The sequence below is a fragment of the Streptomyces sp. bgisy100 genome (genome assembly GCF_057709105.1).
This window is the reverse complement of the sequence record NZ_JBYITE010000022.1, coordinates 1-14,810: the sequence shown is the minus strand read 5'-3', so window position 1 is coordinate 14,810 and position 14,810 is coordinate 1. Positions and strand designations below refer to the sequence as shown.

General features: G+C 72.1%; 12 protein-coding genes. 8 read left to right on the top strand and 4 right to left on the bottom strand.

Annotated features, from left to right (window positions below; translation table 11 throughout):
* Window positions 1-353: 353 nt before the first annotated feature.
* Window positions 354-1,664, bottom strand: a complete 1,311-nt coding sequence (locus tag AC3EQ1_RS16685) for an ion channel protein (protein WP_432095094.1) — start codon at window positions 1,662-1,664, stop codon at window positions 354-356.
* 112 nt (window positions 1,665-1,776) lie between these two features.
* Between AC3EQ1_RS16685 and AC3EQ1_RS16680 the strand changes: the two genes are divergently transcribed.
* Window positions 1,777-2,535, top strand: coding sequence for a MerR family transcriptional regulator (locus tag AC3EQ1_RS16680; RefSeq protein WP_432095093.1), 759 nt, complete (start codon window positions 1,777-1,779; stop codon window positions 2,533-2,535).
* Window positions 2,536-2,774: 239 nt separating this feature from the next.
* Here AC3EQ1_RS16680 and AC3EQ1_RS16675 read toward each other — a convergent pair whose 3' ends face one another.
* Window positions 2,775-3,143, bottom strand: coding sequence for a YbjQ family protein (locus AC3EQ1_RS16675; protein ID WP_432095092.1), 369 nt, complete (start codon window positions 3,141-3,143; stop codon window positions 2,775-2,777).
* A gap of 278 nt (window positions 3,144-3,421) precedes the next feature.
* On the opposite strand from AC3EQ1_RS16675, the gene AC3EQ1_RS16670 reads away from it, so the two are divergent.
* Window positions 3,422-4,120: a DedA family protein gene (locus tag AC3EQ1_RS16670; protein WP_432095091.1), complete on the top strand. Its 699-nt coding sequence runs from the start codon at window positions 3,422-3,424 to the stop codon at window positions 4,118-4,120.
* 257 nt (window positions 4,121-4,377) lie between these two features.
* On the opposite strand, the gene AC3EQ1_RS16665 is transcribed toward AC3EQ1_RS16670, so the two are convergent.
* Both AC3EQ1_RS16665 and AC3EQ1_RS16660 read right to left on the bottom strand, forming a co-directional pair.
* Window positions 4,378-6,075 carry a threonine/serine exporter family protein gene (locus AC3EQ1_RS16665; RefSeq protein WP_432095090.1) on the bottom strand — a complete coding sequence of 566 codons (1,698 nt, stop codon included), beginning with the start codon at window positions 6,073-6,075 and terminating at the stop codon, window positions 4,378-4,380.
* A gap of 196 nt (window positions 6,076-6,271) precedes the next feature.
* Complete coding sequence (locus tag AC3EQ1_RS16660; protein WP_351508924.1) at window positions 6,272-6,766, bottom strand: inorganic diphosphatase; 495 nt, start codon at window positions 6,764-6,766, stop codon at window positions 6,272-6,274.
* 119 nt (window positions 6,767-6,885) lie between these two features.
* On the opposite strand from AC3EQ1_RS16660, the gene dacB reads away from it, so the two are divergent.
* From dacB to folE, 6 genes are all read left to right on the top strand, one after another.
* Window positions 6,886-8,358, top strand: a complete 1,473-nt coding sequence (gene dacB, locus AC3EQ1_RS16655; protein WP_432095162.1) for a D-alanyl-D-alanine carboxypeptidase/D-alanyl-D-alanine endopeptidase — start codon at window positions 6,886-6,888, stop codon at window positions 8,356-8,358.
* An 87-nt stretch (window positions 8,359-8,445) separates the two neighbouring features.
* A complete protein-coding gene (locus AC3EQ1_RS16650; protein WP_388857139.1) occupies window positions 8,446-9,576 on the top strand; it encodes a zinc-dependent metalloprotease in 1,131 nt (376 codons plus the stop codon).
* 193 nt (window positions 9,577-9,769) lie between these two features.
* A complete protein-coding gene (gene tilS / locus AC3EQ1_RS16645) occupies window positions 9,770-10,810 on the top strand; it encodes a tRNA lysidine(34) synthetase TilS (protein WP_432095089.1) in 1,041 nt (346 codons plus the stop codon).
* Between the two features lie 98 nt (window positions 10,811-10,908).
* A complete protein-coding gene (gene hpt, locus AC3EQ1_RS16640; RefSeq protein ID WP_351508920.1) occupies window positions 10,909-11,448 on the top strand; it encodes a hypoxanthine phosphoribosyltransferase in 540 nt (179 codons plus the stop codon).
* 232 nt (window positions 11,449-11,680) lie between these two features.
* Window positions 11,681-13,708, top strand: coding sequence for an ATP-dependent zinc metalloprotease FtsH (ftsH, locus tag AC3EQ1_RS16635; RefSeq protein WP_432095161.1), 2,028 nt, complete (start codon window positions 11,681-11,683; stop codon window positions 13,706-13,708).
* Window positions 13,709-13,815: 107 nt separating this feature from the next.
* Window positions 13,816-14,418: a GTP cyclohydrolase I FolE gene (folE, locus tag AC3EQ1_RS16630; RefSeq protein WP_432095088.1), complete on the top strand. Its 603-nt coding sequence runs from the start codon at window positions 13,816-13,818 to the stop codon at window positions 14,416-14,418.
* Window positions 14,419-14,810 lie beyond the last annotated feature (392 nt).

Sequence of the window (14,810 nt, the reverse complement as noted above, 5' to 3'; positions counted from 1 at the left end):
AGGGAGCCCGGTGGGTGAGGACGGCCGGTGGGGAGGACGGCCGGTGGGTGAGGACGGCCGGTGGTGAGGACGGCCGGTGGGGAGGACGCCCGGTGGGTGAGGAGCCCCGTGGGGAGGACGCCCGGTGAAGAACAATCCCGCTCCCGCTGCCCCGGCTGCCGGGCTCCGGCGGGGGGAGCGGATGACCGCCGCGTCGGCAGAGGTGCGCATGGAGTTGCCTCCAACTGGCGCGACCTCATGGCCGACCGGGCCGCGCCACCCGCCCAGTCCGTCCGGATGCCGCACGGCCGGCCCCGTCGGCGCACCAGGAGGCCATCGGCGCACCGGGCTCCCGTCAGCGCACCGGGGCCCCGTCAGCGCACCGGGGTCCCGTCGTCGTGCAGCTGCATCAGCGGGCGGCCGGAGACGATCAGCCACACGGGCAGCGAGGCCAGGCAGAGCACCGGCAGGACGGCGATGTCCGACGCGAGGACGGCAGCCGTGAAGAGGCTCAGCCAGCCCTGCCGGGTGATCGCCATGAGAATCCCCAGCACGCCGCAGACCACCGCGAGAGCGAGGTGCACCTGCGGGGCGACGGCATGGGCGCACAGCCCCAGCGAGACCCCGGCGAACACCGAGGGGAAGATCCGTCCGCCGCGGAAGCCGCAGGCGGCGGCGACGGTGAGCGCGACGACCTTGACCACCGCCATCAGGGCGAATCCCCCCGCCGACCAGCCGTCCGGATCGGCCGTCAGCTCCTTGACCTGCTCCAGCCCCTTGAACAGCGTGAGATGCCCGCCCAGGGCACCGAGCAGCCCCAGCACCACCCCGCCGGACGCCGTGATCGCCACCGGGTGCCGCAGCCGACGGAAGGCCCGGTGCACCCAGGGGAACGCATACACGGCCGCCATGGCGAGGACCGCACCCGCGGAGGCGATCACCATGGCAGGCAGCAGATCGCTGTACTTGGTCGCCGAGTAGTCCGGGAGGTTCATCTGGAAGGCCGGGTCGGCCACCAGCCCGGTCGTGATGGCGCCCGCCCCGCCGGCGACCAGCGGCGCGAACAGCTGGTCCCAGAGCGAGACTCCGGGGCCGTCTCCCGGTCCCTGTCCAGGCGGCCCGGGGGCCGGGCGGCCGACGAGGCTCTCGGTGACGATCAGCGCCGCCGCGACCGGCGTGCCGAAGAGCGCGCCGACCGTGCCGGCGGCGGCCAGCGCCACCCACAGGTCGGCGGGCGAGTGCGGAAAGGCCTTGGTCCCGAGCCAGAACGCCAGCGCGATATTGGCCGCGGTGATCGGGTTCTCCGGCCCGAGGCTGACGCCGCCCGCCAGCGCCAGCACGGCGGCGAGCAGCAGCCCGGGGACCACCCGCGCCGGGATCGGGGGGTCGACGAGTCCGGTGGTGGCCGGGTCGCGCCCCGCGTGCCCCGGCACCTTCCAGACCACCATGCCCACGGCCAGCCCGGTGGCGGTGAGGACCGCGACCATCCATCCCGTCGACCAGCGCCCGACGCCCAGCGCCTCGGGCAGGGTCGTCCAGAGCACATGCTCCAGGGCCTCGGCGAGTTCGCTGATGCCCAGCAGCAACAGGGCGGCGGCCACCCCGACCACGAGTGCCGGAAGGGTCAGCGGCAGCAGGGCTCGTGGGCCGACGGGACTGCGCTGGGCGGCGGCTTCCGGTACCACGGGCACACCATAGCCGCGTATATCGGTACGAATCGGAATGAAACTCGGGGCTTGCACCTCACGCGACGTGAGGCAGCAGGCTGTGGAGCGCACAGAGAAGGGAGCGGACGGCATGAGCTATTCCGTGGGACAGGTCGCCGGCTTCGCCGGGGTCACGGTGCGCACCCTGCACCACTACGACGAGATCGGGCTGCTCTCCCCGAGCGCCCGCAGCCGCGCCGGGCACCGGCGGTACGACGACGCCGACCTCGGCCGGCTGCAGCAGATCCTGTTCTACCGGGAGCTCGGCTTCCCGCTCGACGAGGTCGCGGCCCTGCTCGACGACCCGGGGGTGGACCCGCAGGAACATCTGCGGCGTCAGCACGGACTGCTGTCCGCCCGGATCGTTCGGCTGCAGGCGATGGCCGTGGCCGTCGAACACGCCATGGAGGCAGGAAAGATGGGCATCACACTCACCCCCGAGGAGAGGTTCGAGGTCTTCGGGGAGCAGGACCCGGAGCAGTACGCGGAGGAGGTCCAGCAGCGCTGGGGCGACACCGACGCGTACCGGGAGTCGCAGCGCCGGGCCGCCTCCTACACCAAGGAGGACTGGCTGCGGATCAAGGCGGAAGGAGAAGAGAACACCGCCGCGTTCGTCGCCCTCATCGAGGCGGGCGTGGCGCCGGACTCCGAGGCGGCGATGGACCTCGCGGAGGAGCACCGGCAGCAGATCTGCCGCAACTTCTACGCGTGCGACCACGCGTTCCACACCTGCCTCGGCGAGATGTACGTCGCCGACCAGCGGTTCACCGATTCCCTCGACGGCACCAAGCCGGGTCTCGCGGGCTATCTGCGGGACGCGATCCTCGCCAACGCGGCGCGGCACACCTGACAGCGCGGACCCCGGCAGCGCGCACCGGGGTCCGCGCCCGGCAGGAACCTGCCGGGCGTTCCTCCGGTCGCCGGGGCGTCGCCGGGACGGTCGCCGGGGTGGCTGCCGGGGTGGCGGACATCACTCGGCCGGGGCCCGGGCCCCGGCCGCCGGGCCATCGGTGCGGCCGACGGGGCGCCGCCGGGCATCGGTGCAGCCATCGGTGCCCGCCGGGCGCCGCTGCTGCCGGCGCAGCGGCCTCAGGACTGCGGGGCCAGTACCACCGCGGTGCCGTAGGCGCAGACCTCGGTGCCCACGTCTGCGGCTTCCGTCACATCGAACCGCATCATCAGGACCGCGTTCCCGCCGCGGGCCCGGGCCTGTTCGACGAGCCGTTCCATGGCCTGATTCCGGGTCTCGACCAGGGTCTTGGTGAGCCCCCGCAGCTCGCCGCCGATCATCGACTTCAGACCGGCTCCGATCTGGCTGCCCAGGTGGCGCGAGCGCACCGTCAGGCCGAAGACCTCGCCGATGACCTGCTGCACGTGGTAGCCCGGCACGTCGTTGGTCGTCACCACCAGAACGTCGGACTGGGCGCCCTGACCGCCCCCGAACTCCTCGATGCCCATCACACACCTCCTGCGGAAAGGATCGGACGCGGGGGCGGATGGCGCACCCGGAGGGCGGCCCGTTGCGCTGTCCGGCGGTACCGGCCGGGGTGCCGCGGGGTGTCGGCCGGGGCCCGGGCCAAGGGGCTGCCGGGTGCGGTGGCCGGTCCTGGAACCGGAGCGCCGCCGCTCGCGTTGATAGCTTGGGGGTGCCACACCGCCTCATCGGCAGCCACCGCCTCATCCCTGTGCCCGGGCCCCGCTTGAGCCTGCGCCCTCGACCCAGGAGCCTGTCAACCGTGACCACCCTCGCGCTCGGCCCCAGCTGGCTGGACCCGGACTTCCTGATCCAGACGTTCGGCCTGCTCGGTGTGCTGACGATCGTCTTCGCCGAGTCCGGCCTGCTCATCGGCTTCTTCCTGCCGGGGGACTCGCTGCTGTTCACCACCGGTCTGCTGGTGGTCACCGACAAACTGGACAAGCCGCTCTGGCTGGTGTGCGTGCTCATCGTCGCCGCCGCGGTCCTCGGCGACCAGGTCGGCTATCTCTTCGGACGGAAGGTCGGCCCCGCGCTGTTCCGGCGGCCCGACTCGAAGCTCTTCAAGCAGGAGAACGTCGAGAAGGCTCATGAGTTCTTCGAGAAGCACGGTCCGAAGTCGCTGATTCTGGCCCGCTTCGTTCCGATCATCCGTACCTTCACGCCGATCATCGCCGGTGTGAGCCGGATGAACTACCGCTCGTTCATCATCTTCAACATCATCGGCGGCGCCCTCTGGGGCGCCGGCGTCACCCTGCTGGGCGCGGCGCTCGGCCAGATCGACTTCGTGCACCAGCACATCGAGATGATCCTGGTCGGGATCGTGCTGCTCTCGGTGGTCCCGATCGTGATCGAGTACCTCCGGGCCCGCGGCCAGTCCAAGAAGGCCGCGGCGGCCGCCCCGCAGGAGCCGGACGCCGGCCAGTCCCCGGCCCCGCGCGGCCGTCACGCCAAGCGCTGACCCACCCGGTGGCGCCGCCCGAGCGGCGCCACCGGTCCGGCGCACCCGCGCAGCCCCCACCGGGCGCCACCCGTGACGCACCGGCGAGAGCCGGCGAGAACCCGCGAGGTCCGGCAGAGCCGGGCAGAACCGGGCAGAGCCCGCGAGGCTCCGGCACTCGTCCCCGCCTCCGCAGCCCCCGACGGGCCCACCGCCGGCTGTCGGAACACCCGCGCCGGAACACCCGCGTTCGGCCCCCGCGTTCAAGAACCCGTACGTCAGAACCCGCGCGTCCGCTTCGCGGCCCGGCGTGCCGAGGCGTCCGCCGCACCCGGGATCTTGATGGCGAGCCGGGCGATCTCACCACCCAGGTTCACCCCGATCGCGATGGCCAGGGCCAGCGCCGCCGCCTTGGTCAGCGAGGCCAGACCCGAGTCGAGGCCGCCCTGGGCGAGGTTCAGCAGCCCGAAGTAGATGGCGCTACCGGGGAGCAGCGGTCCGATCGCCGCCGTGACGTAGGGCAGCGCCGAGGCGTACCGGTACCGCGACAGCAACTGGCCGAAGAGGCCGACCAGCCCCGCCGCCACCGTCGTCGAGGCGACCTGGTTCACCCCGACCTCGACGGCCAGGGCCCCGTAGATGAGCCAGGCGACGCCGCCGTTGAGCGTGGCCATCAGGACGGTGTGACGTTCCTGCTGGAGCAGGATCGCGAAGGCGAGGGCCAGGAGCATCGCCGCGAGGATCTGGGTCACGGGCCGGTTGGGCACGTCCAGGGCCTCTTCCGGATTCAGCCTCGCCCCCAGCCGGACACCGCCGTAGAGCACGGTCAGCACCCCGCAGACGATGCCGACCACCAGGTAGGCGACCTCCAGCAGACGGGCGGAGGCGGTGATGTAATAGCCCGTCAGTCCGTCCTGGACGCCCGCGACGAGCGCTCGTCCCGGGATCAGTGCGAAGAGTCCACCGGTGATGACGGCCGAGGCCTGTACCTCGGCGTGGGCGAGGCTCAGCGCGATCCCCATCGCGGCGGGCGGCATCGCCGCCGCGACGAACTGGTAGAACTCCGGCAGCCCGCGCCCCGAGGCCAGCCACGCCAGCCGGTCGCCGAGCATGGCCCCGGCGGCCGCCGCCAGGAACACCAGCCAGGTGCCGCCGACCAGGGTGCTCGCCGCGCCGGCCAGGGCTCCGCCGGCCAGGGTCAGCGCCCATCCCGGGTAGGGGTGCCGGTTACGCCGTATCTCGGCCAGCCGCCGGTACGCCTCCTCCAGGCTTATCTCGACGTCGTCCGCGCAGATGTCGTCGACCAGCCGGAAGACCGCGGCCAGTCGGGTGTAGTCGGTGCCCCGCCGCCGTACGGTGCGGCTGGCCGTCACCGGGTCGTCGACCAGCGACGGCTGGTAGGTGACGGACAACAGGGTGAAGGTGACGGTCGGCTCGCAGCGGTCCAGGCCGTAGGCGTGCGCGACGCCGAACATCGCGGCCTCGACGTCCTCCGCGCCCTCGCCGCCCGCGAGCAGCAGTTCGCCGATACGGAGCGTCAGGTCGAGGACGCGCGGTACGGCCGGGCCGGTCTCGTCCTCGACCTTCTCCGCCCGCTCCGGCACCGGCCGGTCGGCGATCGGCATGCGCAGCATCGTGCGCATCCGGTCCTGCCAGGGCGTCTCCTTGGTCAGCCGGACCATCGGGATGCCGTGCGGCGGGGTGAACGCCGGGTACGCGGACTGCGGGCGGGCGTGCGTGCCCGTCTGCGACCTGGGCGGGGCGAACGCCGAGCCCTCGGGCTCCGCGTGGTGCTCCTGCGCCAGCCCGCTGGGCACCGCGAACTCGGATGTCGGATGCTCCTCCTCCGGAGGTGGCGGCAGCGGCACGCCCTCCGGCGGTGTGAAGGCGCTGTGCGCCTCGTCCGACTGCGGCTTGCGGTCCTCCTGGGCATCCGCCTCAGGTGTGCCACCGCTCCGCTTCGGGTCCCCGACCACGTCGTTCCGCTCCTCCTCGCCTCTCTTTCCGGTGCCTCACCGGCCACGATGCCGCATGCCCGGCCGTGCTGCCCGCCATGTCCCCGTGCAGCGGCGGGCGGTGCGCCCCTCGGGGTGCACCGCCCGCCGCCGTACGGTAAGGGGTCCTTGCCCTGTGCCCGCAAGGACCCCTGAATGAGCCTTCCGGCTCAGTGACTCAGTGCTGGCCGCCCTGGGCCTCGAGCCGCTTGATGGAGGCCTCGACCTCGGCCTCCGCCTCGCCGCGGCCGACCCAGTTGGCGCCCTCGACGGACTTGCCGGGCTCCAGGTCCTTGTACACCTCGAAGAAGTGCTGGATCTCCAGGCGGTCGAACTCCGACACGTGGTGGATGTCGCGGAGGTGCTCCACCCGGGGGTCGGACGCCGGAACGCAGAGCAGCTTGTCGTCGCCGCCGGCCTCGTCGGTCATCCGGAACATGCCGATGGCACGGCACTTGATGAGGCAGCCCGGGAAGGTCGGCTCGTCGAGAATGACCAGCGCGTCCAGCGGGTCGCCGTCCTCGCCGAGGGTGTTCTCCACGAAGCCGTAGTCGGCCGGGTAGCTGGTCGATGTGAAGAGTCGACGGTCCAGGCGGATGCGACCGGTCTCGTGGTCCACCTCGTACTTGTTCCGCGAACCCTTCGGGATCTCGATGGTGACGTCGAACTCCACGGGTGGCTCCTCCATGATCAGCACATACTTCGGGTGATTAAGTGTCCCTCACGCAGGTGTGTGATGGCGAAAGGGGCTGGTCCGAGGTGCCCGAGGCCGGATCGTGGCAGTTCAGATGGGTGGTCGAACGATGGCGGGCGCATCCGGCCTGGCATCTTCCGGCGGTATCCGCGCTGGTGGGAGTGGCCGTGGCGGCCGCTGCCGTGACCGCGGCCGGTCCGTGGGACTCCGGTCAGCGTACGGCCGAGCGGCAGCGTGCGGAGGCCCGGAGCCCGACGCGTGGCGAGCATCACGGCGAGCGGTCCGGCGGACGGTCCGGCCGCGCCGCGGGTACGGTCCCGCGGGCCGCGGGCGTCCTCGCCCCGCTGGGTGCCGTCGCCACCCAGTCCCCTGATCCGGTGCCCCCGCCCACCCGTGACGGCCTCACGGACTCCCTCGGCCCGCTCCTCAAGGACCCCGCGCTCGGTCCGCTGCGCAGCGCGTCCGTGGTGGACGCCACGACCGGCAAGCAGCTCTACGGCTCCGACGCCGGCACCGCGGCCCTCCCGGCCTCCACCATCAAGATCGCGACCGCGGTGGCGGCGCTGGACGCGCTCGGACCCGACCACCGCATCGAGACCACCGTCGTCACCGGGGCCGCGGACGACGAGATCGTGCTGGTCGGCGGCGGCGACCCGACCCTCACGGCCCGCAAGCCCCTGGGTGTGGACAAGCCCGCGGCCCTGCGCACCCTCGCCCGGGACACCGCCCGCGCGCTGAAGGACCGCGGCCGCACCGAGGTCACCGTCGGCTACGACACCTCCCGCTACACCGGCCCGGACGTGCACCCGATCGGCCCCGGCAACGAGAACATCGCGGCCGTCACCCCGCTGATGGCCGACGAGGGCCGGCTCGACGACAGCGCCAGCGGCCCGGCCCCGCGCAGCGCCGACCCGGCCCACGACGCGGCCCGGACCTTCGCCCGGCTGCTCCGGGACCGGGGCATCGGCACCAAGGACGATCCGCACTCCGTCACCGCGGGCCACAAGGCCGAGCGGCTGGCCGTCGTGCGGTCCTTCCCCCTCTCGACGCTGGTCGAGCGGATGCTCACCACCAGCGACAACGACATCGCCGAGGCCCTGGCCCGGCAGACCGCGATCGCGGGCGAGGAGCCGGTGAGCTTCGAGGGCGGCGGCCGCGCCGTCACGCGGCGGCTGGAGAAGCTCGGCCTGCCCGTGAAGGACGCGAAGTTCACCGACGGCAGCGGGCTGAGCCGCAAGAACGAGGTCACCGCGGATCTCCTCGCCCAGCTGCTGGTCCGGGCCGCGGACCCGGCCCGCCCCGAGCTGCGGCCGGTCCTCACCGGGCTCCCCGTGGCCGGGTTCACCGGGACGCTGCGCGGCCGCTACGCCGACGCGCCCGCGGGCACGGGGGTCGTCCGGGCCAAGACGGGGACCCTGACGGGCGTGAACACCCTCGCGGGGACGGTGGTGGACGCCGACGGCCGACTGCTGGCGTTCGCGTTCATGACGACGGACGCGGCCGACCCCCACGGCGCCCAGGCGGCCCTGGACCGGCTGGCCTCGGCGGTCGCCAACTGCGGCTGCCGCTGACCGGGCCCCGCCCCGGGGTACCCCGTGGGCGGCCCGGGGCGTCCACAACCCTCACCGCAACCGCTGTGCAGCACGTACCGTGAAGTCATGACGAGCATCGGTGGTGCGGAGATGGTCGACTGGAACCTCGCGGTGGCGACGGCGACCCGGCTCGTACGGCCGGGACCCGAGGTGACCCGGGACGAGGCGCGGGCCGTCGTCGCCGAACTGCGGCGGCACGCCAAGTCCTCCGAGGAGCACGTGCGGGCGTTCACCGGGCTGGCGCAGCCGGACTCGGCGCCGCACGACACCCCGGTCCTCGTGGTGGACCGGGCCGGCTGGGTGAAGGCCAACGTCGCCGGGTTCCGCGAGGTCCTCAAGCCGCTGCTGGAGAAGATGCAGGACCGGCGCGGCGGTTCGGCCGGCGGTTCGGTCCTCGGCGCGGTCGGCGGCAAGGTGACCGGTGTCGAGCTGGGGATGCTGCTGTCGTTCCTCGCCTCCCGCGTCCTCGGCCAGTACGAGACGTTCGCCCCCGTCGGCCGGGATCTGCCGGGCGCGGAGAACGGCGCCGGCCGGCTGCTGCTGGTCGCGCCCAACATCGTCCATGTGGAGCGGGAGCTCGACGTGGCGCCGCACGACTTCCGGCTCTGGGTCTGCCTGCACGAGGAGACCCACCGCACCCAGTTCACCGCCGTCCCCTGGCTGCGCGACCACATAGAGGGTGAGATCCAGTCGTTCCTCGGCGAGACCGAGATCGACCCGAACACGCTGCTGGAGCGGCTCCGGGAGGCGGTGCAGTCGCTCACCGGCAACCGGCCGGAGGGCGCGGACGACGACGGTGCCCACAGCCTGGTCGAACTGGTGCAGACGCCCGCCCAGCGCGAGATCCTCTCCCGCCTCACCGCCGTGATGTCCCTGCTGGAGGGGCACGCGGACTTCGTGATGGACGGGGTGGGGCCGCAGGTCGTGCCGTCGGTGGCGGAGATCCGGGAGAAGTTCCAGAAGCGGCGGGCGAGCGGGGCGGGCCGGCTCGACCTGGCGCTGCGCAAGCTGCTCGGTCTCGACGCCAAGCTCCGGCAGTACCGTGACGGGGAGCGGTTCGTCCGGGCCGTGGTGAGCCAGGTCGGGATGGACGGCTTCAACCGGGTCTGGACCTCGCCGAACACCCTCCCGACCAAGTCGGAGATCGCCAAACCGGCGGACTGGGTCGCGAGGGTGCACCGGAAGGCCGAGTCGTGAGAGCGGGGCGGCCCGCGGGGTGAGCCCCGCCCGGTAATCACCCGTCCGAGGGACCGTGAGCGATGGGTGGGCGTGCGATGCTCGGGTATCGGCTCGTCTCTGTCACCATCTACATACTCAGCGTGATGAAAAGCCGTGACTGAACCCCGTACGACCCCCCGTACGGCCCCGGCCCCGAGGAAGTGAACCGGACATGGGTCCCCATCCAGCGGTCGCAGCGATACGCCTGGCGGTCCGCCGCGTACTCCACGACGTCCTCACCGACCACCCGCCGGGCGAGCAGCGGCCCGGTCCGCTCGTCCTCGCCGCCTGCAGCGGTGGCGCGGACTCCATGGCGCTCGCCTCCGCCCTCGCCTTCGAGGCCCCCAAACTGGGCATCCGGGCCGGTGGCGTCACCGTCGACCACGGTCTGCAGCCCGGGTCGGAGCTGCGAGCGGCCGAAGTCGCCACCCGGATGCGGGCGCTCCGTCTCGACCCCGTCGAATCGATCGCGGTGCACGTCGGGCGGGGCGGCGGCCCCGAGGCCGCGGCCCGGGACGCCCGCTACGCCGCCCTCGACGCCGCCGCCGAACGGCACGGGGCCGTCGCGATCCTGCTCGGCCACACCCGTGACGACCAGGCCGAAACCGTCCTCCTGGGCCTGGCCCGGGGTTCCGGAACCCGGTCGCTGTCCGGCATGGCGGCCGTCTCCGGCGCCGGGGGACGCTACCGCCGCCCCTTCCTCCAGCTCGACCGGCAGACCGCCCGCAAGGCCTGCCTCGTGCAGTCGCTGCCGGTCTGGGACGACCCGCACAACACCGACCCCGCGTACACCCGCTCGCGGCTCCGCCACGAGGGGCTGCCCGCGCTGGAGAAGTCCCTGGGCAAAGGGGTGATCGAGGCGCTGGCCCGGACGGCGCAGCTCTCCCGGGACGACGCCGACGCCCTCGACGGCTGGGCCGCCGAGGTGGAGCAGACGGTGCGCGCGGAGGGCGGGGACGGCTTCGCCGCCCTGGACACCGCCAAGCTCTACGCGCTGCCGCCCGCCGTCCGGCGCCGGGTGCTGCGGCGTGCGGCCATCTCCGCGGGCGCGCCGCCCGGCTCTCTCTTCGCCCGGCACATCGAGGAAGTGGACCGGCTGATCACCGGCTGGCGCGGCCAGGGGGCGATCAACCTCCCCGGCCGGGTCGAGGTCCGACGGCGGTGTGGCAGTCTGGTGATTCGGCGGCGCGACGAGGCCGCCGCCGACCACTGAGCCGACCTTCGGTCGCACACCGGGGCGTACGGGCCGCAGGCCCCCGCACCCTGACGGACCGAGACGAACCGAGAGTGACCAGGGTGGACGACAAGGACATGGGCACCGACCTCCAGTCGGTGCTCATCACCAAGGAAGAGATCGACGCGAAGCTCGCCGAGCTGGCCGCGAAGATCGACGCGGAGTACGCGGGCAAGGACCTGCTCATCGTCGGTGTCCTCAAGGGCGCGGTGATGGTGATGGCGGACCTGGCCCGGGCTCTGTCGACCCCGGTCACGATGGACTGGATGGCGGTGTCCTCCTACGGGGCCGGCACCAAGTCCTCCGGCGTGGTCCGGATCCTCAAGGACCTGGACACCGACCTCGCCGGCCGGGACGTCCTGATCGTCGAGGACATCATCGACTCCGGGCTGACGCTGTCCTGGCTGCTGTCGAACCTCAGCTCCCGCGGCCCGGCGTCGCTCAACGTCTGCACGCTGCTCCGCAAGCCGGACGCGGCCAAGGTCGCCATCGACGTCAAGTACGTCGGCTTCGACATCCCCAACGAATTCGTCGTGGGCTACGGCCTCGACTACGCGGAGAAGTACCGCAACCTTCCCTTCGTGGGGACCCTCGCACCGCACGTCTACGGCGGCTGACCGGCGGCTCCGGCGGCGGGGCGCCGTGGGGAACCCGTCGTGGTTTCCCGCCGTTGGAGCAGGGGAAGGCCGTTTTGTTAACCGTCCTGGGCAGCGTCGGGGGACAATGCTGGGGTACGGTCCGAAGGTCAGTCTTTAAAGGTCGAGTAATACACCGTACGCACGCGCAGCCCGCCTGAGGCTGACGTGCCTCACTGTGGCAGGAGGGACGGGGCGCCTGCGCCCCGTATGGATGGACGTGAAGCGCTACTTCCGTGGGCCGGTCATGTGGATCGTGCTGGCCGTCCTCGCCGTGGTCGTGTTGATGCAGGTCGTCGGCTCGTCCGGCGGCTACAAGACGGTGGACACCGGCCAGGTCGTCAAGGCGATCGCCGACAACAAGGTCCAGTCCGCCGAGCTGACGACCGGCGACGAGAACAAGATCAAGGTCGAGCTCAAGGACGGCACCAAGGTCGAGGGCAGCACCAAGCTGCAGGCCAGCTACATCGGTGACCAGGGTTCCCAGCTCGCTCAGACGCTGCAGGCTCAGACCAACGACAGCGACAAGAACACGCTGCCCGACGGCTACACCGTGTCCCCGTCGAAGCAGAACCCGTTCGTCGGCGTTCTGCTCTCGCTGCTGCCGTTCGTCCTCATCGTCGTTGTCTTCCTGTTCCTGATGAACCAGATGCAGGGCGGCGGCTCCCGGGTCATGAACTTCGGGAAGTCCAAGGCCAAGCTGATCACCAAGGACACCCCGAAGACGACGTTCACCGATGTGGCGGGCGCCGACGAGGCCGTCGAGGAGCTCCACGAGATCAAGGAGTTCCTGCAGGAGCCGGCCAAGTTCCAGGCCGTCGGGGCGAAGATCCCCAAGGGTGTTCTGCTGTACGGCCCGCCCGGTACCGGCAAGACGCTTCTCGCGCGCGCCGTCGCGGGCGAGGCGGGCGTGCCGTTCTACTCGATCTCCGGTTCCGACTTCGTCGAGATGTTCGTCGGTGTCGGTGCCTCCCGGGTCCGCGACCTGTTCGAGCAGGCCAAGGCCAACGCCCCGGCGATCGTCTTCGTCGACGAGATCGACGCCGTCGGCCGGCACCGCGGCGCGGGCCTCGGCGGCGGGCACGACGAGCGTGAGCAGACCCTGAACCAGCTCCTCGTCGAGATGGACGGCTTCGACGTGAAGGGCGGCGTCATCCTGATCGCCGCCACGAACCGGCCCGACATCCTCGACCCGGCGCTGCTGCGCCCGGGCCGCTTCGACCGGCAGATCGCCGTCGACCGCCCGGACATGCAGGGCCGGCTGGAGATCCTCAAGGTTCACCAGAAGGGCAAGCCGGTCGCGCCGGACGTCGACCTCGGGGCCGTCGCCCGCCGCACCCCCGGCTTCACCGGTGCGGACCTGTCGAACGTCCTCAACGAGGCCGCGCTGCTCACCGCGCGCAGCGACAGGAAGCTGATCGACAACCACTTCCTCGACGAGGCGATCGACCGTGTCGTGGCCGGACCGCAGAAGCGGACCCGGATCATGAGCGACAAGGAGAAGAAGATCACCGCGTATCACGAGGGCGGTCACGCCCTGGTCGCGGCGGCTTCTCCGAACAGCGACCCGGTGCACAAGATCACGATCTTGTCCCGCGGCCGTGCGCTCGGCTACACGATGGTCCTGCCGGACGAGGACAAGTACTCCACCACGCGCAACGAGATGCTCGACCAGCTCGCGTACATGCTGGGCGGCCGCGCGGCGGAGGAACTCGTCTTCCACGACCCGACCACGGGCGCCGCGAACGACATCGAGAAGGCCACCACCACGGCCCGCGCGATGGTCACGCAGTACGGCATGACCGAGCGGCTCGGTGCGATCAAGTTCGGCTCCGACAACTCCGAGCCCTTCCTGGGCCGCGAGATGTCGCATCAGCGCGACTACTCCGAGGAGGTCGCCGCGCTGGTGGACGAGGAGGTCAAGAAGCTCATCGAGACGGCGCACAACGAGGCCTGGGAGATCCTGGTCGAGAACCGCGACGTCCTGGACAACCTCGTCCTGCAGCTGCTGGAGAAGGAGACCCTCGGCAAGGAGGAGATCGCGGAGGTCTTCTCCACGATCGTGAAGCGCCCGGCCCGTCCGGCGTGGACCGGTTCCTCCCGTCGCACCCCGTCCACCCGGCCGCCGGTCCTCTCCCCCAAGGAGCTGACCATGGCCAACGGCGCCAAGCCCGGTGCCACCCCGTCCAAGGTCTCCACGGACAAGGTGGACCTCCCGGAGGAGCCCGGCTCCGAGAGCTGACGGGCGGCCTCCGGGCCCGGAATGAATGCCGCGCTCCCTCGGGTTCTAACCTGAGGGAGCGCGGCTTTCTGCTGCGCGCTGCGGATACGTGAAGGATCGAGGCACACATGACCGACCCGGTGACACTGGACGGCCAGCGCCCCATCGGCGAGTTCGACGAGAAGCGCGCCGAGAACGCCGTCCGGGAGCTGCTCATCGCGGTCGGCGAGGACCCGGACCGCGAGGGCCTGCTGGAGACCCCGGCCCGGGTGGCGCGCGCCTACCGGGAGATCTTCGGCGGCCTCTGGCAGGTGCCGGAGGACGTGCTGACGACCACGTTCGACATAGGCCACGACGAGCTGGTCCTGGTGAAGGACATCGAGGTGTACAGCACCTGCGAGCACCATCTGGTGCCGTTCCACGGGGTCGCGCACGTCGGCTACATCCCGTCCACCGACGGGAAGATCACCGGGCTGTCCAAGCTGGCCCGGCTGGTGGACGTCTACGCCCGCCGGCCGCAGGTGCAGGAGCGGCTGACCACGCAGGTCGCCGACTCCCTGATGCAGATCCTGGAGCCGCGGGGCGTGATCGTGGTGATCGAGTGCGAGCACATGTGCATGTCGATGCGCGGCATCCGCAAGCCCGGCGCGAAGACCACCACCTCAGCGGTCCGCGGCCAGCTCCGCGACCCGGCCACCCGCTCCGAGGCGATGAGCCTGATCATGGCCTAGACGGCCTTCTGCGGGCCGGTGCCCGGCCTGCGGTGTCCCATGGGCCCGGAGGCCATGGCTCCGGAGGTCGGCCCGGACCGCCCGGGATCCGCTCGGGGTGCGCTCGGGGTGCGCCGTGGGGGCGGGAACGTGCCGGTCCGCCCCGTGCGGCCGCTCGGTGGCCGTCCGCCGCGCGTACCCGCTCAGTGGGCGTCCGCCGCGCGTACCCGCTCTGTGGCCCGTATCCGGCCCGCGCGCCCGGGAGCGTCCCGCGCAGCCCGCGAGCGTCCCGCGCCGGCCCCTGTGCGGGTGCCGGAGCGGGTGCCGGAGCGGGTGCCGGTGTTGGGGACCCGGAGCGCGGGTGCCGGTCTGCGGGGACCGGTGGGGTGCCGACGTGCACCCGGCCGGGGCCG